This is a genomic window from Curtobacterium sp. MCPF17_003 (genome assembly GCF_003224385.1).
Lineage (GTDB): Bacteria > Actinomycetota > Actinomycetes > Actinomycetales > Microbacteriaceae > Curtobacterium > Curtobacterium flaccumfaciens.
Genome location: NZ_QKLC01000006.1, coordinates 1 through 21,474 on the forward strand (window position 1 = coordinate 1; position 21,474 = coordinate 21,474).

General features: G+C 72.4%; 20 protein-coding genes. 16 read left to right on the top strand and 4 right to left on the bottom strand.

What is annotated here, in order from left to right:
* The first annotated feature begins 4 nt into the window (after positions 1 to 4).
* From DEJ30_RS07630 to DEJ30_RS07650, 5 genes are all read left to right on the top strand, one after another.
* Positions 5 to 949 carry an NUDIX domain-containing protein gene (locus DEJ30_RS07630; RefSeq protein WP_110860461.1) on the top strand — a complete coding sequence of 315 codons (945 nt, stop codon included), beginning with the start codon at positions 5 to 7 and terminating at the stop codon, positions 947 to 949.
* Positions 950 to 1,056: 107 nt separating this feature from the next.
* Positions 1,057 to 1,803, top strand: coding sequence for a phosphotransferase enzyme family protein (locus DEJ30_RS07635; protein ID WP_110860110.1), 747 nt, complete (start codon positions 1,057 to 1,059; stop codon positions 1,801 to 1,803).
* Complete coding sequence (locus tag DEJ30_RS07640) at positions 1,800 to 2,876, top strand: winged helix DNA-binding domain-containing protein (RefSeq protein ID WP_110860112.1); 1,077 nt, start codon at positions 1,800 to 1,802, stop codon at positions 2,874 to 2,876. Before DEJ30_RS07635 ends, DEJ30_RS07640 begins: the two co-directional genes overlap by 4 nt.
* A 113-nt stretch (positions 2,877 to 2,989) precedes the next feature.
* The gene (locus DEJ30_RS07645; protein ID WP_110860114.1) at positions 2,990 to 3,925 is read left to right on the top strand and encodes a DnaJ domain-containing protein; all 936 of its coding nucleotides are present in this window, start codon (positions 2,990 to 2,992) and stop codon (positions 3,923 to 3,925) included.
* Complete coding sequence (locus tag DEJ30_RS07650; RefSeq protein WP_181420045.1) at positions 3,925 to 4,299, top strand: hypothetical protein; 375 nt, start codon at positions 3,925 to 3,927, stop codon at positions 4,297 to 4,299. Before DEJ30_RS07645 ends, DEJ30_RS07650 begins: the two co-directional genes overlap by 1 nt.
* On the opposite strand, the gene DEJ30_RS07655 is transcribed toward DEJ30_RS07650, so the two are convergent.
* The gene (locus tag DEJ30_RS07655) at positions 4,293 to 4,655 is read right to left on the bottom strand and encodes an RNA-binding S4 domain-containing protein (RefSeq protein ID WP_110860116.1); all 363 of its coding nucleotides are present in this window, start codon (positions 4,653 to 4,655) and stop codon (positions 4,293 to 4,295) included. The two genes, DEJ30_RS07650 and DEJ30_RS07655, sit on opposite strands and share 7 nt — an antisense overlap.
* Positions 4,656 to 4,688: 33 nt before the next feature.
* Here DEJ30_RS07655 and DEJ30_RS07660 point away from each other — a divergent pair, with 33 nt between their 5' ends.
* Both DEJ30_RS07660 and DEJ30_RS07665 read left to right on the top strand, forming a co-directional pair.
* On the top strand, positions 4,689 to 4,946 hold the full coding sequence (locus tag DEJ30_RS07660) for a hypothetical protein (RefSeq protein WP_258369864.1): 258 nt from the start codon (positions 4,689 to 4,691) through the stop codon (positions 4,944 to 4,946).
* A gap of 114 nt (positions 4,947 to 5,060) precedes the next feature.
* Positions 5,061 to 6,218, top strand: coding sequence for a hypothetical protein (locus tag DEJ30_RS07665; protein WP_110860118.1), 1,158 nt, complete (start codon positions 5,061 to 5,063; stop codon positions 6,216 to 6,218).
* 19 nt (positions 6,219 to 6,237) lie between these two features.
* Here DEJ30_RS07665 and DEJ30_RS07670 read toward each other — a convergent pair whose 3' ends face one another.
* On the bottom strand, positions 6,238 to 7,713 hold the full coding sequence (locus DEJ30_RS07670) for a trypsin-like peptidase domain-containing protein (RefSeq protein WP_258369865.1): 1,476 nt from the start codon (positions 7,711 to 7,713) through the stop codon (positions 6,238 to 6,240).
* Between the two features lie 159 nt (positions 7,714 to 7,872).
* On the opposite strand from DEJ30_RS07670, the gene DEJ30_RS07675 reads away from it, so the two are divergent.
* From DEJ30_RS07675 to DEJ30_RS07695, 5 genes are all read left to right on the top strand, one after another.
* Entirely contained in the window at positions 7,873 to 8,907 is a 1,035-nt protein-coding gene (locus tag DEJ30_RS07675) for an iron ABC transporter permease (RefSeq protein ID WP_110860120.1), read from the top strand.
* Positions 8,904 to 10,025, top strand: coding sequence for an iron chelate uptake ABC transporter family permease subunit (locus tag DEJ30_RS07680; protein ID WP_258369866.1), 1,122 nt, complete (start codon positions 8,904 to 8,906; stop codon positions 10,023 to 10,025). Before DEJ30_RS07675 ends, DEJ30_RS07680 begins: the two co-directional genes overlap by 4 nt.
* A gap of 135 nt (positions 10,026 to 10,160) precedes the next feature.
* Complete coding sequence (locus DEJ30_RS07685; protein WP_051596676.1) at positions 10,161 to 10,640, top strand: FHA domain-containing protein; 480 nt, start codon at positions 10,161 to 10,163, stop codon at positions 10,638 to 10,640.
* Positions 10,640 to 11,344 (top strand): MerR family transcriptional regulator, encoded by a 705-nt coding sequence (locus DEJ30_RS07690; protein ID WP_110860123.1) that lies wholly within the window; start codon positions 10,640 to 10,642, stop codon positions 11,342 to 11,344. The genes DEJ30_RS07685 and DEJ30_RS07690 overlap by 1 nt, the downstream gene beginning before the upstream one ends.
* 184 nt (positions 11,345 to 11,528) lie before the next feature.
* Positions 11,529 to 12,089 carry a MerR family transcriptional regulator gene (locus tag DEJ30_RS07695; RefSeq protein WP_027465231.1) on the top strand — a complete coding sequence of 187 codons (561 nt, stop codon included), beginning with the start codon at positions 11,529 to 11,531 and terminating at the stop codon, positions 12,087 to 12,089.
* Between the two features lie 1,060 nt (positions 12,090 to 13,149).
* On the opposite strand, the gene DEJ30_RS07700 is transcribed toward DEJ30_RS07695, so the two are convergent.
* Positions 13,150 to 13,962: a ParA family protein gene (locus DEJ30_RS07700; RefSeq protein WP_027465232.1), complete on the bottom strand. Its 813-nt coding sequence runs from the start codon at positions 13,960 to 13,962 to the stop codon at positions 13,150 to 13,152.
* Positions 13,963 to 14,022: 60 nt separating this feature from the next.
* On the opposite strand from DEJ30_RS07700, the gene DEJ30_RS07705 reads away from it, so the two are divergent.
* The 3 genes from DEJ30_RS07705 (at position 14,023) to DEJ30_RS18500 (ending at position 18,213) form a co-directional block, all read left to right on the top strand.
* Complete coding sequence (locus DEJ30_RS07705; protein WP_110860125.1) at positions 14,023 to 17,433, top strand: pyruvate carboxylase; 3,411 nt, start codon at positions 14,023 to 14,025, stop codon at positions 17,431 to 17,433.
* 1 nt (position 17,434) lies between these two features.
* Positions 17,435 to 17,938, top strand: coding sequence for a peptide deformylase (locus DEJ30_RS07710; protein ID WP_110860127.1), 504 nt, complete (start codon positions 17,435 to 17,437; stop codon positions 17,936 to 17,938).
* 143 nt (positions 17,939 to 18,081) lie between these two features.
* Positions 18,082 to 18,213, top strand: a complete 132-nt coding sequence (locus DEJ30_RS18500) for a hypothetical protein (RefSeq protein WP_258369867.1) — start codon at positions 18,082 to 18,084, stop codon at positions 18,211 to 18,213.
* Positions 18,214 to 18,400: 187 nt separating this feature from the next.
* Here DEJ30_RS18500 and DEJ30_RS07715 read toward each other — a convergent pair whose 3' ends face one another.
* Positions 18,401 to 20,386, bottom strand: coding sequence for a long-chain fatty acid--CoA ligase (locus DEJ30_RS07715; protein WP_110860129.1), 1,986 nt, complete (start codon positions 20,384 to 20,386; stop codon positions 18,401 to 18,403).
* A gap of 121 nt (positions 20,387 to 20,507) precedes the next feature.
* Between DEJ30_RS07715 and DEJ30_RS07720 the strand changes: the two genes are divergently transcribed.
* Complete coding sequence (locus DEJ30_RS07720) at positions 20,508 to 21,461, top strand: ROK family glucokinase (protein ID WP_017886608.1); 954 nt, start codon at positions 20,508 to 20,510, stop codon at positions 21,459 to 21,461.
* The last annotated feature ends 13 nt before the right edge of the window (positions 21,462 to 21,474 follow it).

The window sequence follows — 21,474 nt, forward strand, 5'->3', positions numbered from 1 at the left end:
AGATGTGTATAAGAGACAGCCACCCGGCCCCCGCGACCCCGGCGACGCCTGGGCGGTCGGCCCCGACGGCACCAAGGCATGGGGACGCTTCGGCGCCGCCGGCCTGCTCGTCGACGACGGCGCCGGCCGCGTGCTCCTGCAGCACCGCGTCGAGTGGAGCCACCACGGCGGCACCTGGGGCATCCCCGGCGGCGCACGGCACCAGGGCGAAGCAGCCGTGACCGCCGCCCTCCGCGAATCCGCCGAGGAAGCCGGTGTGCCCGACGACGCGATCGCCCTGCGCCACACGGCACTGCTCGACCTGGGGTTCTGGACCTACACGACCGTCGTGGGGCGCGCCTCCCGACCCTTCGAACCCGTCATCGCCGACCGCGAGAGCCTCGCCCTGTCGTGGATCCCGATCGACCAGGTCGACGACCTGCCCCTGCACCCCGGCTTCGGCAGGTCCTGGCCGGCGCTCCGTGCCACCGTCGCGACCACGCCGCACGTCGTCGTCGACGCGGCGAACGTCGTCGGCAGCGTGCCCGACGGCTGGTGGAAGGACCGAGCCGGCGCTGCGTCACGCCTGCTCGCACAGGTGTCGGCGCTCGCCGCGGGCGGGGTGTCCGCGTCGTTGCTCGACCTGCCGTTCGCGCGGTGGTGGCCGCGGTGGACCGTGGTGCTCGAGGGGGAGGCCCGGGCCGCTGCGGACGGTGGGGGCGCGAGCGTCGAGCGCGGTGCCGACGGAGACGCCGTAGCCGCCGCAGACCGCGGTGCCGCCACCGGCGCTGTCGACGTCGTCCGTGCTCCGGCCTCCGGCGACGACGCGATCGTCGAGTCCGTGCGGGCCGCGGTGCAGGCCGGCGACGGGCCGGTCGTCGTCGTGACGGCCGACCGCGAGCTCCGCGACCGCGTCGAGGCCCTCGGCGCGACCGTCTACGGGCCGTCCTGGTTGCGCGACCAGCTGTAGTCACCGCGCTGGGGCCGATCGTGTTCCGGATGGACTGGGACGCATGCCGGTCCTGATCGGTACGCTGGCCCTTCGTCAACGGAGACGCAACACGCAGGAGGTTCCCCTTGGAGCGCATCACCAGGGCCGACGACCGAGTCCACCGCCCCGCCGGGCCGTGGACCCCCACGGTGCACCGGCTGCTCGCCCACCTGCACGAGCAGGGGTTCGTCGCAGCCCCCGAACCGATCGCCCTCGGTGACACCCTCGAGACGGTCTCGTTCGTCCCGGGCGTCGCTGGGGAGTACCCCTGGACCGAGGACATCGCCAGCGAGGCAGCCCTCGTCACCAGCGCCCGCCTGCTCCGCCAGTTCCACGACGCCGGTGCCAGCTTCCCGCGCAGCGCCGCCGACGACCTCTGGTCGCAGGCCGAACGTGCTCCGGTCGAGACGATCGTGCACGGCGACTTCGCCCCGTACAACTGCGTCTACGACGGCATCGCCGCCGTCGGCCTGATCGACTTCGACACCGCACACCCCGGTCCCCGCGTCTGGGACGTCGCGAGTGCCGTCTACCGGTTCGCGCCGTTCACCACCGGCGCTGTCGAGGGATCGACCGCCCCCGACCTCGACGATCGGCTCGCACGTGCCGCCGAGTTCTGCCGCGCCTACGCGCTCGACGACCGCTCCCGCAGCGTCCTGGCCGAGACGATGATCGCGTCCCTCGTCGCGCTCGTCACGACGATCGAGCATGAGGCCGCCGCCGGCAACCCGAAGTTCGTCAGCGACCTGCAGCACGGCCACGCCGACCTGTACCGCGCCGACGTCGCCTACCTGGAGCAGCACGCCGACGCCGTCACCGCCGCCGTCGCGTGACCACCAGCCCCGCGCGGCTCCGCTCGGCGCGGTTCGCGGCGCAGGGCATCGCGGCGCCCGGGCTGCGCCCCACGGAGGTCGTCGAGCGGATGCTGGGGGTGCAGGGGCAGGACCTCGGCCAGGTGCTCTGGGCCATCGGGGTCCGCGCTCCCGGGTCGACGCGGGACGACGTCCGCGGGGCCTTCGACCGCGGGGAACTCGTCCGCTCGTGGTCGATGCGCGGCACCCTGCACGCCCTGCGCCCCGACGACCTGCGCCTGCTGCTCTCGCTCACCGCTGAGCGGACCCTCCGCACGATCGCCCGACGCGCCGCCGAGCTCGGCATCGACGACGCCCTGCTCGGCCGGGCCCGTGAGGCGACGATCGCGGCCCTCGAGGGCGGCCGTGCGCTGGTCCGGGACGACCTGTTCGCGGCGTACCGCGCTGCCGGCATCGACCCGGCCGGAGGTCGCGGCTACCACCTGGTCCTGCAGCTCGCGCAGGAACGCCTCGTCGCCTGGGGTCCCACCGCCCGCGTCGGGCAGGGGCTCGTGCTGCTCGACGAGTGGGCACCCGCCACCGCTGAGCCGCCGGACCGCGACGAGGCCCTCCGCCGGGTCCTGCTCGGGTACCTGCGCGGCCGTGGCCCCGCGACCGAGGCCGACGCCGCGAGCTGGACGAAGCTGCCGCTCAGTGACCTCCGCCGGGCCCGGGCCGTGGCGGGGGACGCGGTCGAGGACCTCGGCGACGGGCTCCTCGCCCTCGCCGACCGGCCGACGGCCGCGCGCGTCCCCACCGGGCACCTTCTCCCCGGCTTCGACGAGTACCTGCTCGGGTACGCCGACCGGTCCGCGCAGCTCGACCCCGCCCACGCCGACCGCGTCGTCCCCGGAGCCAACGGCGTGTTCCTGCCGATGGCCGTCGTGCGGGGTCGCGTCGTCGGCACCTGGAAGCGCACCGAGCGCCGGGCCGAGCACCTCGTCACCGTCGCACCCTTCGGCACCCTCGACGCGTCGTCCGTCCGTGCGCTCGAGGCTGCGGCCGCGCGGTACGCGGCGTTCCTCGGAGCGCCGGTCGTGACCACGGTGGTCTGACGCGACCACCTGCGGACCGTGTGCTGAGGCAGCCCGGCCGCACCGCTCCTCCAGAGTGCACCCAGCAACCATGCGGCGGACTCCGACACTGCCTCCGGTAATGTCGCAGGGCCATGACGGACAGCCCGGCCGACGCCACCCCCTACGAAGTCCTCGGCGTCCCCGCGACGGCTGACGACGACGCGCTCCGCCGCGCCTACCGGCGGGCGGCCCGCGAGACGCACCCCGACCTCGGCGGCGACGCCCAGCGCTTCCGCCAGGTCCAGATCGCATGGGAGCGCATCGGCACGCCGGAAGCCCGGCGCGCGTACGACGTCGGGTCCCGCGCGTCCGGTTCGTTCGGTGCTTCCGGCTCCACCGGCAGGGGTGGCACCGGTCGCGACGCCTACGCACCCCCGGCAGCGCGTCGCGACACCCGCCCCCGGGCGCGGTCCCACGGACACCCCGGTGGTCGGTCGCGCGAGGTCTTCCTGCAGGCCGAGCGCGAGTGGGTCGGCCTCGGCGACCCCATCGAGGACCCCTACGACCCCACGCTCATCCGCTCCGCGCCCCGGCACATCCGGCGGCTGCTCGCCGAGGCCTTGGCGGAAGAGGCGACCGCCCTGATCGTCTCCGACATGGGGATCGGCGTCACCGTCTGGCACGACCTCGACGCCGGGGCCGAGGGCAAGCTCGACCACGCCGTCCTGGCCCCGAGCGGACTCTGGGCCGTCGAGTCCATCGACTGGGGCGCTCCGGTCCGCGTCGAGCACGGCGAGATCGTCGGCGAGACGTTGGCGCCGGGGGAGCGACCCGTCAAGGAACTGGTCCGCGCCGCCCGTGCCGTGCAGAAGCAGACCCGGGTGCGGTTCTCCGGCCGGCTGCTCGTCGTGCCGGACGCCGCCGTCACCGAGGACGTGCAGCTCGTCGGCTCCCCGAAGAAGCCCACCGCGCTCGTCGTCCGCCGCAGTGCGCTCGCCCAGGTGCTGGGCGGAGTCTGGTCGCCGGCCGGTTCGGTCGACGTGTTCGAGATCCGCGACCGCCTGCAGCAGACCGTCCGTTTCGTCTGATGTCCGCGTCGCACGTCGTGGTCGAGATCGGGGGCTGGGAGCACGAGTGCTGCGGCCCGGCGGTGGAGATCGGCGACGTCGTCGAGTACTGGGTCGTCTCCGCGGACGGAGCACGGCGGTTCGGCGAAGTCCGACACGACTCGGCGCGGACGCAGGCGATCCGTGGACGGGTCGTCGAGCTGTACGCGGTCGGCCGTGACGGACGGGTGGCGATCGAGCGGGTGCCGAGCGGTTCGGCCCTGTGCGGCTCCGACGAGGACGACGACGGTCACCTCGAGACCCGCTGGACCGGGCAGCCGGTCACCGTCGAGTGGGACGGCGAGGCCGAGTTCGAAGTCGTCATCGACCCCTACGGCAAGCCGAAGCGTCAGTAGCCGCGGAGCTTCTCGAGGTCGCGGCGCTCCCGCTTGCTCGGCCGTCCGGCACCGCGCTCGCGCATCGGGACGAACCCGGCCTCTTCCTTCGACAGCCGCGGCGGGGTCTTGTCCTCGAAGTGCTTCGCGGCCTCGGGGGCGCTCGTCCGCTTCAGGATGATGCCGGTCACCACGACGATGCGGTCGAAGCCGTTCTGGCGCACCCGCACCTCGTCACCGGGGCCGATCGGTTGCGCCGGCTTCGCGCGCTCCCCGTTCACCCGGACGTGACCGGCCTTGCACGCGGCAGTCGCGGCCGACCGGGTCTTGGTGATCCGGACGGCCCAGATCCAGCTGTCGACCCGGGCCTTCTCCATGCCGACACTCTAGGCGGCCCGTACCCTGGGGTGGTGCATGCGGACGAACAGGCGGTGATCGCCCGGGCCCGTGCGCTCGGGGTGCTGCACGACGCCGCGCTCGGCGACCGCCTGGTGGTCCGGGCGCACCACGGGGACGGCGCGCAGGACGCCCTCGGCGACCTGGTCGCCCGGACGCACGACGCCGTGACGATCGCGACCCGCCGCGGCCCGGTCGAGGTCCGGCTCGACGACGTCGTCGCCGCGAAGCCCGTCCCGCCGCCCCCGCCCGCGCGGCCTGCTCGGCGCTGACGCACGGCGCGAGCTCAGCACCTCGCGCGGTGCGAACCCAGCACCTCGCACGGTGCGAGCCCAGCCCGGCGAGCCGCAGGCCCCGGCACCCCGCTCCCGACATACGCTCATCCCATGGCAGTCCCCGTCCCGCTCGGCACCGAGGACCGCACCGCCCGCCTCACCCTCCGCCGCCCGGACTCCTGGCGCCGCGAGGACTCAGCCCAGGCGGACCTGCGCGTCACCGGCGACGACGTCGTCCTCACCGTCCGATCCCGACCCAGCGACCGCGCGATCGGCGACGAGAACACCGGCCTGCTCGCGCGGCTGCCCGGCTCGGTCGAGGGCCTGCTGCTCGTCGGCTGCGACCCGTGGACCACCGCCGGCGCCCCGGCCCGGCTGGTCGAGTACGTCCGGCCCGACGAGCACGGCGACGTCGCCGGCACCCACCTGCTCTTCGTGACCGGTCGGCACCGCGTCGACCTGACGATCGAACGCCCGCTCGCCCGGCTGCTCGAGACCGACGACCTCGTGCTCGCCGTCCTCGAGAGCGTCCGCGCCACCGAGACGGTCCCGGTCCGCCCCGAGCGCGACCTCGAACCCCTGCCGGCCCCTGCCCCGACGGCACCGCTCGAGGGCCCCCGGCTGAGCACGGACGCGATCGGCACCCTGCAGAGCCTCGCCGGACGCCGGTGGAACCCCACGCTCCTCCGCACCGCGGCGGGTCGCGAACTCATCGAGGCGGGCCTCGTCGGTCGGCTCGGCACGCTGCCGGAGTCGACCCAGACCCTGCTCGAACCCTGGCAGGGCGATGCCCAGCCGGTCACGCTGGAACAGCACCTGCCCGACGGGGGCGAGTCGCGCCTCCAGGCCTGGTCGCAGACCGTCGTCGACGGGACCGACGCGACGGGCGCCGTGGTCGCGTCCGTCACGCCCGACCGGGCCGTCGCGTTGATGGCCGGGAGGCTCGGCATCGGTCCGACGTGGACCTTCCCGTTCCGCACGGGGTCGCTCCCAGGGCACCTGCTCGGCCGCAAGCTGGCCGGCGGTCCGGACGCACCGGACCTGCCGGAGGCCCTCGCCGAGGCGGACCCGCGCCTCGCGCGGTTCTGGGCTGCGCCGTGGACCGTCTCGTACCTGCGTCGACCGGGCAAGCCGAAGCCGATCACGATCGTGCAGGCCGAGGGACACGGATTCGCGCGCGTGGGCACGACGAAGGCCGGGGAGACCGCCTTCCGGACGGACTCCCCGGCCAATGTCTACCGGTCGGTGGTGCGGGCGCTGCTGGGCTGAGCGCGCCTGCGTTCTCCCGCTACGCGGCGGGGCCGGCGGTCAGGGTGACGGTGACGGTCTTCGCGGCGCCGGTGCTGTCGGTGTAGCGGACACTCACCTTGTCACCCACCGAGTGCGACTGGACGACCTGCGTCAGCTGGTCCGAGCTCGTCACGGCGGTGCCGTCGATGCTCGTGATCGTGTCCCCGGCGGCCAGGTCGGCGCTCGCGGCGCCGGAGCCCTCGACCGTGCCGGCGACGGCGACGCCGCCCGTGGTGCCGGTGGTGTTGCTGACCTGGACCCCGAGGAATGCGGGCAGCCCGATGGTGATCGTGCCCGACGACTCACCGTCGAGGATCTTCTCGGCGATGGTCTTCGCGGTGGTGATCGGGATGGCGTAGCCGGTGACGTCGGCCGTGCCCGAGGACGCTGCCGTGGCCATGCCGACGACCTCGCCCTCGCTGTCCAGCACCGGTCCGCCGGAGTCACCGGAGACGATGTCCGCCGAGATCTCGATCAGGCCGGTCAGGGACTCGGTGCCGGTGCCGGACTCGCTCTGCACCTGGATGTCCTGGTCGATCGCGGTGACGGTGCCCTCGGCGGCGACGAGGTTGCCGGTGCCCTCGGCGTTGCCGACGTCCTTGACGGTGTCACCGGTGCTCGGCTCACCGTCGTCGTCCAGTGTGACGGTGGACAGCCCCGAGGCGTTCTCGAGCTTCAGCACGGCGACGTCGTTGGTGGCGTCGGCCCCGACCACGTCGGCCTTGTACTCCTTGCCGGTGGTCTCGTCGGTGACGGTGATGCTCGTCGCGCCCTGGATCACGTGGTTGTTCGTCAGGATCGTGCCGTCGGAGGTCAGGACCATGCCGGTGCCGGCCGCCTGCGACGACTCGTCGTAGTTCAGGACGGTGTTGATCGTCACGACGCCCTTCTTGTCGGCAGCCGTCGCCGCGGTGGCGGGGGACTGGGTCGTCCCGGTGCCGCTGTCGCTGTCGCTGTCGCTGCCGCTGCCGGGCACCGTGAAGCCGTTCGTGCCGTCGCTGCTGCCGGTGCCGTCGGTGCCGGATCCGGTGCCGGGCAGCGTGGTGGTGCCCTGCGACTGGCTCGACGTCGTGGTCGTCCCCTGCGAGGACAGGCCGAGGGCGGTGCCGCCGGCCGCACCGACGATGGCGAGGGCGGCTATGCCGGAGCCGATCATCAGTCCCAGGCGACGCGGGCGCTTCGTCGTACCGGGGTGGTTCGCGGTCGCCGCCGAGGACGCCCAGGCGTGGTTCGCTCCGGCGAGGGCGGAGCTGCCGATCAGGTACGGGCCGCGGCCGTCCGGCGTGTAGGCGTAGGGGCCGGAGCCGTCAGGACCGTAGAGGTAGGGACCGGAGCCGTCGAACGCGTACGCCGGGCGCAGGGAGGCCGGGTCGGCGTGCGGCGCCTCCCAGTGCATGCCCGGAGCCTGCTGCTGCGCGGCGGGGGTGCCGTTCTCGTCGTGGTCGGCGGCTGCGGGGTTCGGGGTCTCGTTCATCGGTGCTCTCCGGTCGTCCCTCGACGGCCCGGTCGGGCGTCGATGGAGATCAGTACAGAGCGCTTCCCCATGACGAGCCTATGAACGAACCCTGCGCACGCTCCGGGCTTGCTCGGGGGACGCCGAGTGGGGCTCCGGCGTTAGGGTGGCCTTACTTCCATGTCTCCGTCGACGTCCACGCCCCCGGCTCCCAGCTCCGTCCCCCGACTCGTCGGTGCGACCGTGCTGGCGGTCGTCGTCCTCGCCGTGGCGTGTTCGCTGTCGATCGCGTACGGCTCGCGGCCGATCCCGCTCGGCACCGTCCTGGACACCGTCCTGCACCCCGGGCGGAGCGACGAGGTCGGGCTCATCGTGCTCGGCAACCGGGTGCCCCGCACCGTCGTCGGACTGCTCGCCGGGGCGGCGCTCGGGGTCGCCGGGGCGGTCATGCAGGGCGTGACACGGAACCCGCTCGCCGACCCGAGCGTCCTCGGCATCAACTCCGGTGCGACCCTGGCCGTGGTGGCCGGGATCGCGGTCTTCGGCGTGAGCGGCACGGCCGCCTACCTGCCCTTCGCGTTCGTCGGGGCCGCCCTCGCCGCACTGCTCGTGTACGGGATCGCGACCGTCGCCCGTCGCGGCCTCTCACCCGTCGGACTCGCCCTCGCCGGAGCCGTGGTCGCCGCAGCGCTGTCGTCGGTCACCACCGCGGTGCTCGTGACCGACCAGAGCCTGCTCGACCAGCTGCGGTTCTGGCAGGTCGGTGCCCTCGCCGGCAAGGACCTCGGCACGGCGGGGATCATCACGGCGCCGGTGCTCGTCGGGCTGGTGATCGCGTTCGGTCTCGGTCGGTCGCTGAACACCCTCGCGCTCGGGGACGAACTCGCGGCGTCGCTCGGGCAGCGGGTCGTGCTCGTCCGCGCCGTGGGCGGTCTGGTCGCGGTGCTGCTCGCCGGGTCCGCGGTGGCCGCCGCCGGGCCGATCGCCTTCGTCGGACTCGCCGTTCCGCACGCGGTCCGTCGGTTGAGCGGCCCCGACCACCGCTGGACCATCCTGCTGTCGGCGATCGTCGCCCCCGCGCTCCTGCTCGTCGCCGACGTCATCGGCCGCGTCGTGGCGTACCCGGGGGAGCTGCAGGTCGGCATCGTCACGGCGCTCATCGGAGCGCCGGTGTTCATCGCGCTCGTGCGCTCGAGGGTGGTGCGGGGACTGTGAGGCAGCTGTTCGGCTCCTCGCGTCCCCGGTCGGCCGGGCTGCGCCGGTCGGCCGGCATGCGCCGTTCGGCCGGGGTGCGCCGGTCGGCCGGGCTGGGCCGGTCGGCCGGGCTGGGCCGTTCGGCCGGGCTGGGCAGCTCGGCCGGGCTGCGCCGTGAGGTCGCGGTGCTCGTCGCCGTGGTCGTGGTCGTCGTGGTGCTCGTCCTGGTCGGGCTCGGCGCCGGTTCGATCCCGCTCACCCCGGGCCAGGTGCTCGCCTCCCTGTTCGGCCAGGGGGACCGGATCTCGGACTTCGTGATCGGGCAGCTCCGCGGGCCGCGGGTGCTCGGTGCCGTCCTCGTCGGCGCCAGCCTCGGCGTCGCCGGCGCGATCGTGCAGAGCGTCGTGCGGAACCCGATCGCGAGTCCCGACGTCATCGGGATCACCTCGGGGGCCAGTGCCGCCGGACTCACCGCCATCGTGCTGTTCGGTGCCAGCGGTGGCACGCTCTTCTCGGTCGTGCTCGTCGGCGCAGTGGTGGTCTCGCTCGTCATCGCCGGGCTCGCCTGGCGACGGGGGATCACCGGCAACCGGGTCGTCCTCGTCGGCATCGGTGTCGCGGCGATCTGCCTGAGCATCACCGGCTGGATGCTCACGAGCGGCACCGTCACCCAGGCCGGCGCCGCGCTGCTCTGGCTCTCCGGCAGCCTGAACGCCGTGGACCGCGACCTGGTCGGGGTGCTCGGCGTCGCGTTCGTCGTGCTCGGCGTGCTCGCGCTGCTGCAGTCCGCCCGCCTGCAGGTGCTGAGCCTCGGGGACGAGGTCGCCGCCGCACTCGGGCTCCGGCCGGACCGGGCGAAGGTGCTCCTGCTCCTCACCGCCGTGTGCCTGACCGCCGCAGCCGTCGCCACGGCGGGGCCGGTCTCGTTCGTGGCGCTGATGGCCGCGCCGATCGCCAGACGCCTGGTCGGCGGCGGACGGGTCGCGCTCGCGCCGGCCGCCGCCGTCGGTGCCGCGATCACGCTCGGCAGCGACCTGCTCGCCCAGTTCGCGATCCCCGGCAACGCGCTGCCGGTGGGGGTCGTGACGGGTGTCGTGGGGGCGCCGTACCTGCTCTGGTTGCTCGCGCGGGGTCGGTGACGCCGGGTCGCACGGGTCGCTGACGCCGCTCCCGCGTTCGCGGATCGCGGAAGTCCCTCCACAGTCCCAGATCGGGGCTGCCGCTCGGGCCTTCGTTTCCGATACGCTGATGGGCCAAGAGGAGGAGGTCCACCGATGCCAGATCCAGTGGTCCCGCAGCCGGGCGGTCAGAAGACCCCGGAGCAGCGGCTGGTCGACACCACGCTGACCTTCAGCATGGACATGGGCGCGGCGCTCACCGCCGAGTCCGGTGTCTCGACCGAAGAACGTGAAGCCGTCAACGCCCTGCCCTCCGGGTCGGCGTTGCTCGTGGTCCGTCGTGGCCCCAACGTGGGTGCGCGGTTCCTCCTCGACTCCGACGTCACGACGGCCGGTCGACACCCCGACGCCGACATCTTCCTCGACGACGTCACCGTGTCGCGCAAGCACGCGCAGTTCCTTCGCCACGGCACGAGCTTCAGCGTCAAGGACAACGGCTCCCTGAACGGCACGTACTTCGACGGTGTCCGCATCGACGAAGCGCTGCTCACCGACGGGGCCGAGGTCCAGGTCGGCAAGTTCCGCCTGACGTTCTACGCATCTCGGGTCGACCTGGCGCGCCTGGCGAACGCGTAGTGGCCGCACGGTCCGCTGCGGCCCGGGCGGGGTCCGCGGCACCGGACCTGCTCACCATCGGGCAGGTCCTCGCTCGCCTCAAGCCCGAGTTCCCGGACCTGTCGAGCTCCAAGCTACGGTTCCTCGAAGAGCGCGAGCTCGTCACCCCGATCCGCACGGCCAGTGGGTACCGCAAGTTCTCCGCGGCCGACGTCGAGCGGCTCCGTGTGATCCTCGGGCTGCAGCGTGACCACTACCTGCCGCTCAAGGTCATCAAGGACTACCTGGCCGACCTCGATGCCGGGCGCGAACCCGTCCTGCCCGGCGGCGGAGACGCACCGAAGCCGTCGATCCTCGGACGCGAGCGCCGGTACACCCGCGAAGAGACGGTCCGGGCAGCCGGCGCCTCACCGATGCTCCTCGCCGACGCGGTCTCGGCCTCGCTGCTGCCGGCCACCGACACCTACGGCGACGACGGCGTCTCCGTGCTGAAGGCCCTGGTCGAACTGCAGCGCACCGGTATCGAGCCGCGACACCTCCGCACGCTGCGCAGCACTGCCGAGCGCGAGGTCGGTCTCATCGAGTCCGCCCTCATGCCGGTCTCACGCCGGGGCGACGCGACCTCGCGGGCAAAGGCCACCGAGCTCGCGCGCGAGATCGCCGGGCACCTCGAGATCATCCGGTCGAACCTCATCCGCCAGGCCATCGGCCGTCTCGACGCATGACACCGTCCGGTGCTCCGACAGGGCTTGTGTGTCAGTGGCCGAGGCGTATCCTCGACACGCCGGACGCGCCGGGTCGGATGTCCCGCGCGGGAGCGGTCGGAGTCGCTACCGTGGACCTCGGAACAACTCTCAACCCGTCGTTGAAGCTTCGGGTGGGAGCTCGATCGTCGTGGAAGGCAAGCTGATGAGTGGGAACGACACCCCTGGCACCGAGTCTGATGTGACCCGGTACGACCTCGGGCTGCTCTTCACCGATGGTCTGCCCGAGCACGACGAGCAGAACGGCTACCGCGGCACCGTCGCCGCACGGGCAGCCGGGATCTCGTACCGACAGCTCGACTACTGGGCCCGCACCGAACTCGTGCAGCCGACGATCCGTGGGGCGGCCGGCTCCGGGTCGCAGCGCCTGTACGGGTTCCGCGACATCCTCGTGCTCAAGCTCGTGAAGCGGCTGCTCGACACCGGCATCTCGCTGCAGCAGATCCGCACCGCCGTCAACCAGCTCCGTGAGTCAGGCGTCTCCGACCTGGCGCAGACCACCCTGATGTCCGACGGCGCCTCGGTGTACCTCTGCACCTCCGACGACGAGGTCATCGACCTCGTGTCCCGCGGCCAGGGTGTCTTCGGCATCGCGGTCGGCAAGGTCCTGCGTGAGGTCGAGAGTTCCCTGGTCGAGCTCGACGCCACCGCGGCGGCCGACCCCTCCGACGAGCTCGCCGCTCGTCGCGCTTCCCGCGCTTCCTGACCATCCGGGTTCGGGTCCAGTGGTCGCGACCCGTCGCCTGCGCGTCGCCGAGTGGTCACGAACTGTTGCCTGCGACGTTGCCGGCCGACAGTTCGTGACCACTCAGCGGACGTGAGCGGCATGTTGTGACCGTTGGGCGAGCCGGAGCCGGGCGTGTCGAGCGGGGCGTGTCGAGCGGGGCCGGGATGAGCCTCCGGCCGGTCGCCGCGTGGTCGTGACCCGTCGCCTGCGCGTCGCCGAGTGGTCACGAACTGTTGCCTGCGACGTTGCCGGCCGACAGTTGGTGACCACTCGGCGGACGTGAGCGGCATGTTGTGACCGCTGGGCGAGCCGGAGCCGGGCGTGTCGAGCGGGGCCGGGATGAGCCTCCCGGCAGTCGCCGCGTGGTCGTGACCCGTCGCCTGCGTCTCGCCGTGTGGTCACGAACTGTCGGCTGCGACGTTGCCGGCAGACAGTTGGTGACCTCTCGGAGGACGTGAGCGGTGCGTTGTGACCGTTGGGCGGGCCGGAGCCGGGCGTGTCGAGCGGGGCCGGGATAAGCCTCCCGGCAGTCGCCGCGTGGTCACGACCTGCCGCCTGCGTCTCGCCGTGTGGTCACGAACTGTCGCATGCGACGCTGCCGGCTGACAGTTGGTGAGCACTCGGCGGATGCGCGCGGTGCGTTGTGACCGTTGGGCGAGCCGGAGCCGGGCGTGTCGAGCGAGGCCGGGGTGGGCCTCCCGGCAGTCGCCGCGTGGTCGTGACCCGTCGCCTGCGCGTCGCCGAGTGGTCACGAACTGTCGGCTGCGACGTTGTCGGCCGACAGTTGGTGAGCACTCGGCGGATGTGAGCGGTGCGTTGTGACCACTGGGCGAGCCGGAGCCGGGCGTATCGAGCGGGGCGTGTCGAGCGAGGCCGGGGTGGGCCTCTCGGCAGTCGCCGCGTAGTCACAAATCGCCGCCTGCGCGTCGCCGAGTGGTCACGAACTGTTGCCTGCGACGCTGCCGGCTGACAGTTGGCGACCTTCCGGCGACGTGAGCGGCATGTCATGCGACCGCGCCGCGACCGCACGAGCACCGACCTACGCGGCGCCACCCTCGGCGTACGGACCGATCTTGCCGGTGCGCATGATGCGCTCGAGCAGCTGGTCGAAGTTCTTCGCCATCTCCTGCGCGGACTCGCCGGGCCACACGTGCAGCGGCTTCGCCGCACCCTGCGCCTGCTGCAGCGACGTGCGCTCCGGCAGCTGTGGGGAGAGCACGAGCGGGCCGAACATGTCGCGGAGTTCCTTGATGCGGAACTGGTGCTCGAGCGACTGCACGCGGGCACGGTTGACGATGATGCCGAGGGGCTGCAGGCGCGGGGAGAGCCCGCGGCGGATCTCCTCGATGGCGCGCAGCGCACGGTCGGCGGCGGCGACGGAGAACAGGCCGGGCTCGGTGACGACGGTGACGCGATCGGACGCGGCCCACGCGGTGCGCGTCAGGGCGTTCAGCGACGGCGCACAGTCGATGAGGACGAGTTCGTAGTCCTGCTCGACGTTGGCCAGGGCCTCTTCGAGCTTCCAGATGTCGCGGATCGACGGGTGCGGCCCGTCGAAGTTGATGGCGGAGGGCGACCCGACCATGACGTCGATCTTGCCCTGCGACCCCTTCGTCCAGCCCGAGGGGGCGATCGCCTGACGGACGATCTTCTCCTTCGGGTTCTCGAGGACGTCGGCGACGTTGAGGTGGCCGGCGAGGTTGATGTCGAGGCCCGTGGAGACGTCGGACTGCGGGTCCAGATCCACCACCAGCGTGCGCAGTCCCTTGGCGAACGCGGCCGAGGTCAGGCCGAGCGTCACCGTCGTCTTGCCGACACCACCCTTGAGGGAGCTCACGCTGAGTACATGCACGTTGAGCAACGTTACCGCCACTAGGGTTGTCTCACCTCAACCCGGGCTGAAAGGGACGTCGTGTTCACGAAGATCCTCGTTGCGAACCGTGGCGAGATCGCCATCCGCGCGTTCCGTGCCGCGTACGAGTTGGGGGCCCGTACGGTCGCCGTCTACCCGTACGAAGACCGGAACTCCCTGCATCGTCTCAAGGCCGACGAGGCCTACCTGATCGGGGAGCGGGGCCATCCGGTCCGGGCGTACCTGGACGTCTCCGAGATCATCCGCGTCGCCCGCGAGTCGGGGGCCGACGCGATCTACCCGGGGTACGGGTTCCTGTCCGAGAACCCGGAGCTCGCCGCGGCAGCAGCCGCGAACGGCATCACCTTCATCGGTCCGGGCGAGCACGTGCTCGAGATGGCCGGCAACAAGGTCACCGCGAAGGAGCACGCGATCGCGGCCGGCGTCCCGGTCCTCGCGAGCACCCCGGCGAGCCGCGACATCGACGAACTGATCGCCGGCGCCGATGCGATCGGGTTCCCGGTCTTCGCCAAGGCCGTCGCCGGTGGTGGTGGCCGTGGCATGCGCCGTGTGGAGACGAAGCCCGAGCTGCGCGACGCCCTCGAAGCGGCCATGCGCGAGGCCGACAGTGCGTTCGGCGACCCGACGATGTTCCTCGAGCAGGCCGTCATCCGTCCGCGCCACATCGAGGTGCAGATCCTCGCCGACGCGACCGGCACCGACGCGGGCACGATCCACCTGTTCGAGCGGGACTGCTCGGTCCAGCGGCGCAACCAGAAGGTCGTCGAGATCGCGCCGGCGCCGAACCTCGACCCCGCGGTCGCGCAGGCACTGCACCGCGACGCCGTGGCCTTCGCCCGGTCGATCGGGTACGTCAACGCCGGCACCGTGGAGTTCCTGCTCGACACCGAGGGTGAGCGTGAGGGGCAGCACGTCTTCATCGAGATGAACCCGCGCATCCAGGTCGAGCACACGGTCACCGAAGAGGTCACCGACGTCGACCTGGTGCAGTCGCAGATGCGCATCGCCGCGGGGGAGACCCTCGCCGGCCTCGGCCTGTCGCAGGACACCGTCGCCGTGCACGGCGCCGCGCTGCAGACCCGCATCACGACCGAGGACCCGACGCAGGGCTTCCGTCCGGACACCGGCCGGATCAGCACCTACCGCAGCCCCGGCGGCGCGGGCGTCCGGCTCGACGGCGGCACGGTCGCCACCGGCGCGCAGATCAGCCCGCACTTCGACTCGATGCTCGCGAAGATGACGTGCCGCGGCCGCGACTTCCCGGCGGCGGTGTCCCGGGCCAAGCGTGCCCTCGCCGAGTTCCGCATCCGCGGCGTCAGCACGAACATCCCGTTCCTGCAGGCCGTGCTCGAGGACCCGGACTTCGCCCGCGGCGACGTCTCGACGAAGTTCATCGAGGAACGCCCGCAGCTCTTCGGCGGCCACGTCTCGAAGGACCGCGGCACGAAGGTGCTCACCTGGCTCGCCGACGTCACGGTGAACAAGCCGAACGGTGAGCGGTCGCCGCTGGTCACCGACCCGGCCGACAAGCTCCCGGCCACCGACCTGACTGCGCCGGTGCCCGAGGGGCAGCGCGACCGCCTGCTGGCGATGGGGCCGGCCGAGTGGTCGAAGGCCCTGCGCGCCCAGACGGCCCTCGCCGTGACCGAGACGACGATGCGGGACGCCCACCAGTCGCTCCTCGCCACCCGGGTCCGCACGAAGGACCTCGTCGCCGTCGCACCGCACGTCGCACGGCTCACTCCGCAGCTGCTCAGCGTCGAGGCCTGGGGTGGTGCCACCTACGACGTCGCACTCCGGTTCCTCGGTGAAGATCCTTGGGAGCGCCTGTCCTCGCTGCGCGAAGCCATGCCGAACATCCCGATCCAGATGCTGCTGCGCGGCCGTAACACCGTCGGGTACACGCCGTACCCGACCGAGGTCACCGACGCCTTCGTCGACGAGGCGGCTCGGTCGGGCGTCGACGTCTTCCGCGTGTTCGACGCGCTGAACGACGTCAGCCAGCTGCGTCCCGCCCTGGAGGCCGTGCTCGCGACCGGCACGGCCGTCGCCGAGGCGGCGCTCTGCTACACCGCCGACCTCCTCGACCCCGCCGAGGACCTCTACACGCTCGACTACTACCTCCGCCTGGCGGAGCAGATGGTCGAGGCCGGCGCGCACGTCATCGGCATCAAGGACATGGCGGGGCTGCTCCGTGCCGGTGCGGCCGAGAAGCTCGTCACCGCCCTGCGCGAGCGCTTCGACCAGCCGGTGCACGTGCACACCCACGACACCGCCGGCGGTCAGCTCGCGACCCTGCTCGCCGCCTCGCGCGCCGGGGCCGACGCCGTCGACGTGGCCGCCGCACCCATGGCCGGCACGACCAGCCAGCCGAGCATGTCCGCCCTGGTCGCAGCCCTGGCCCACACCGAGCGCGACACCGGCCTGTCCCTCGACGCCGTCGGGGACCTCGAGCCGTACTGGGAATCGGTCCGTCGCGTGTACGCCCCGTTCGAGTCCGGGCTCGCCGGGCCGACCGGGCGTGTCTACAAGCACGAGATCCCCGGTGGTCAGCTGTCGAACCTCCGGCAGCAGGCGATCGCCCTCGGGCTCGGCGACCGGTTCGAGCAGGTCGAGGACTGGTACGCCGAGGCGAACCGGATCCTCGGTCGGCCGACCAAGGTCACGCCGTCGTCGAAGGTCGTCGGCGACCTCGCGCTGCAGCTCGCCGCGGTCGGTGCCGACCCGGTCGACTTCGAGCAGAACCCCGACAAGTACGACATTCCGGACTCCGTGGTCGGGTTCATGGCCGGCGAGCTGGGCGACCTGCCCGGCGGCTGGCCCGAGCCGTTCCGCTCGAAGGTCCTGGCCGGTCGCGACGTCCGACTCGAGATCACCCCGGTGCCCGCGGACGAACGCGCGCACCTCGAGACCCCCGGACCCGAGCGCCAGCAGGCCCTCAACCGCCTGCTCTTCCCGCAGCCGACGCAGCAGTTCCAGCGCGTGCGGGAGCAGTACGGCGACCTGTCCGTCGTGCCGACCGTCGACTACCTGTACGGGCTGCGACCCGGGCAGGAGCACAGCGTCCCGCTCGGCAAGGGCGTCGACCTGTTCGTCGGGCTCGAGGCGATCGGCGAGGTGGACGCCAAGGGCATCCGCACGGTCATGGCGACGATGAACGGGCAACTCCGCCCGGTCGCCGTCCGCGACCGTTCGGTCGAGGTCGAGACGAAGGCGGCCGAGAAGGCCGACGCGTCCGACCCCAAGCACGTGGCCGCGCCGTTCTCCGGCGTGGTGACGCTCAAGGTCGCCGTCGGTGACGTCGTCGAGGCCGGTACGCCGGTGGCGAGCATCGAGGCGATGAAGATGGAAGCGGCCATCACGGCGCCCGTGGCGGGCACCGTCGGCCGACTCGCGATCCCGGTGACCCAGCAGGTGGACGCCGGCGACCTCCTGGTGGTGCTGCAGTAAATTGACCGTTCGTCCCATCCGCCTGTTCGGCGACCCCGTCCTCCGTTCGCCGGCCGACCCGATCCGCCCCGAACTGCTCGGGAGCGCCGGGGTCCGTGACCTCGTGCAGGACCTCATCGACACCGTCAAGGAACCCGGTCGTGCCGGAGTGGCCGCGCCCCAGATCGGCGTCGGGCTCCGTGCGTTCTCGTACAACGTGGACGGCGAGGTCGGCTACGTCCTCAACCCCGAGATCGTCGAGGTCTCCGGGCAGCCCGAGCTCATGGAGGAAGGGTGCCTCTCCGTCCCGGGGCTCGGCTACCCGACCCGTCGGTACCCGTACGCGAAGGTCCGCGGCGTCGACGTCGACGGCGACGAGGTCGTCCTGGAGGGCACCGGCCTGATGGCCGAGGCGCTCCAGCACGAGTGCGACCACCTCGACGGAACCGTCTACGTGATGACGCTCGACCCCGAGGTCCGCCGTCAGGCCCTGCGCGACATCCGTGCGCAGGCCTGGTTCCACTGAGCGCTTGCACAGGCCCGGGTTCGCGGGCTGTGAACAGTGGTGTGACACCCCCACGGGGGATTGTCGCTTTGTCCTGACGAGGAGGTACCGTGCTGCTGTCGGCCTCCCACCGACGACCATCCCATCCCCCCCAGGACTCCCGCATGACCAGTCAGAACGACGAGCTCAGCTCGCACCGCACCCGCACCAACCGTCGACCTGCCGAGACCACCGTCGCGACCGGTTCGACCGCCGTCCTCGACGCCCCCGCGACGGAGCAGTCGCAGGAGGCCTGAGCCCCGCAGGCGCCCCCGGCGCCCGCTGAACGGCCTGGAGGCCCGGATCGCGTCCGACGGACGTGATCCGGGCCTCCAGGCTGTTGCGTCCACACCCGCGCGCACCTGCCGGAATCGCGCGTACCTGGTCGGAAGAACCGACCCGGTACGCCCGAATCAACCCGGTACGCCCGGAACGACCAGGCGGCTACGAGCGGTTGCGCCGCCGACCCTCGATCACCGGGGTCGCCGTCGTCTGCACCTTCGACCCGGAGTAGATGTGGTCGATGTCCGCGGCGAAGTCCTTCAGGATGACCGACCGCTTGATCGTCAGCTTCGGCGTGAGGTGCCCGGAGGCCTCGGTCAGGTCGGTGTCGAGGATCGTGAACGACCGGACCGACTCGGCGCGGGAGACCCGGCCGTTGGCGGCGTCGATGGCCTCCTGGACGGCGGAGAGCACGCGCTCGTCGTACGCGGCCTCGTGCCCGCTCAGTGCCGGGGTGATCCCGCGGGACTCGCACCAGCCGGGCAGCATCTCGCGGTCGAGCGTCACGAGCGCGGCGACGAACGGCTTGCCCTCACCGACGACCACGACCTGGCCGATGAGCGGGTGCTCGCGGATGCCGTCCTCGAGCGGCGCCGGGGCGACGTTCTTGCCGCTCGCGGTGACGATGAGCTCCTTGGCGCGTCCAGTGACCGTGAGGACCCCGTCGGCGTCGAGCCGTCCGAGGTCACCGGTGCGGAACCAGCCGTCGTCGAAGGCGTGCTCGGTCGCCTCGTCGTTCCGCCAGTACCGGTCGAAGACGTCGACGCCGCGGATCAGGATCTCGCCGTCGTCGGCGATCCGGACCTCGATGCCGGGCAGCGCGCGGCCGACGGTCCCGATGCGGAGTTCGCGGGCGCGGTTGACCGTGGCGGGTGCCGTGGTCTCGGTCAGGCCGTAGCCCTCGAGGATGAGCACCCCGATCGAGCGGAAGAAGTGCGAGAGCCGCGGGGAGAGGGGCGCCGAACCACTGACGGCGTACCCGACCCGCCCGCCCAGGGCGTCCCGGAGCTTGGCGTACACGAGCCGGTCGAACAGCTTGAACTTCAGCCCGAGCAGGAACGGCACCCTGCCGGCCGCGAGGGCCTCGGAGTGGGCGACCGCGGTGTCGGCCGCCGCGCGGAAGATCCTGCCCTTGCCACCGAGGTCGGCTTTCTGCTCGGCGGAGTTGTAGATCTTCTCGAACACCCGGGGGACCGCGAGCAGGAACGTCGGCTTGAAGGTCGACACCGCGCGCATCAGGTCCTTGGTGTCCGGCTCGTGACCGACGAGGACGCCGGCGGACACCGACATCGCGGCGATGAACCGGGCGAAGACGTGGGCGAGCGGGATGAACAGCAGGGTCGAGGCGCCGTCGGCGACGACCTCGGGCATCGCCTCGCTCGCGCCCTCGACCGTGGCGGTGAAGTTGTCGTGGCGCAGGACGCAGCCCTTCGGCCGACCGGTGCTGCCCGAGGTGTAGATGATCGTGGCGTCGTCGTGGCCGTGCACGTTCGCGGTCCGGGCATCGAGTTCGTCGTCGGTGACGTCCTCGCCGAGCCGGGTCAGGTCGTCGAGGCCGCCGCCGTCGATCGTCCAGTGCTGGCCCAGGGAGGGCAGGTCGGGTGCGATGGAGGCGACGCGGCGCGCGTGCTCCTCTTGTTCGACGACGATCGCGACCGACTCGGAGTCGGACAGGATCCAGCGCACCTGGTCGGGGGAGCTCGTCTCGTACACGGGCACGGAAACCAGGCCGGCTGTCCACACGGCGAAGTCGACCAGGGTCCACTCGAGCCGCGTGCGCGACAGGATCGCGACGTGCGCGCCCGGTTCGAGCCCGGCGGCGACGAAGCCCTTCGCGATGCCGCGCACCCGGGCGAGCGTCTGGGCCGCGGTGAAGGTCGTCCAGGTGTCGCCGTGGCGCTGGGCCAGGATCGGACGGTCGGGCGTCAGCCGGACGCGGTCGCCGAGGAGCCGCGCCGCCGAGCCGTGGTCCGGGGCGACGGGACCGCCGTGGCCCGCGGAGACCGGGCGGCCCTGGGCCGGAGCGGCCGGGCCGGCGCCGGGCGGTGTGGCGTGCCTGCCGGCCGACGGCGTGGTCCCGGTGGCGGCGCTGCCAGCGGTGGACGTGTCGGTGGAGGCGCTGCTGCGTGCAGGACGCTGATCGTTCACGGTGACTCCCTTGTCTGCCGGTTCGACTCGAGTGCGCCTCAACACCGAGGCGACAGCGCCAGCATAGGACGCGTCACCGGGCGTTCCGTGACTTCGCGGCGAACCGGTAGGCTCGTTGCTCGTGCACGCCATCGGAATCGACATCGGGGGCACCAAGATCGCGGGTGCGGTCGTGACGGAACTCGGCGAGATCGTCGCCGAGGACCGCGTGGCCACCAACGCTGCGGACCCGAACGCCATGCTCGACGACGTCGTCTCGATGGTCGAGCGACTCAGCTCGCTCCACCAGGTCGGCGCCGTGGGGGTCGCCGCCCCCGGGTTCATCGACGCCTCGCAGTCGATCGTCTACTACACGCCGAACATCCGGTGGCGGAACGAACCGCTCCGGCAGAAGCTGCAGCAGCGCCTCGGCGACCTGCACATCACGGTGGACAACGACGCGAACGCCGCCGGCTGGGCCGAGTTCCGGTTCGGCGCCGGTCGGCTCGTGTCCGACATGACGATGCTCACCATCGGCACGGGCGTCGGCGGTGCCATCGTGACCGAGGACCGCCTGTTCCGCGGGGGCTTCGGAACGGGCGGCGAGATCGGCCACCTGCGCATCGTCCCGAACGGGCTGCCCTGTGGCTGCGGTGCCCGCGGCTGCATCGAGCAGTACGGCTCGGGTCGTGCCCTGCAGCGCATGGCGAACGACGTCGCCGACGCCGGTGGCATCGGCTCGGCCCTGGCCGACGCCCGCGCCGACAACGGCGGCCAGCTCGACGGCAAGATCGTCGGCGACCTGATCCTGGCCGACGACCCGGGTGCCCTCGCGGCCCTCCGTCGGCTCGGTCGGCACCTCGGCGAGGCGTGCGCGTCGCTGTCCGCGGTGCTCGACCCGCAGCTCTTCGTGTTCGGCGGCGGCGTCGCCAGTGCGGGAGACCGGCTGCTCGACCCGATCAAGCAGGCGTACCTCAACAACCTGCCGGCCCGCGGGTACCACCCCGAGCCGGACTTCGTGATCGCCGAACTCGTCAACGACGCCGGCGTCGTCGGTGCCGCCGACCTCGCCCGCATCCACGCCCGCACGGCGTAGGGTCGGGCCACCC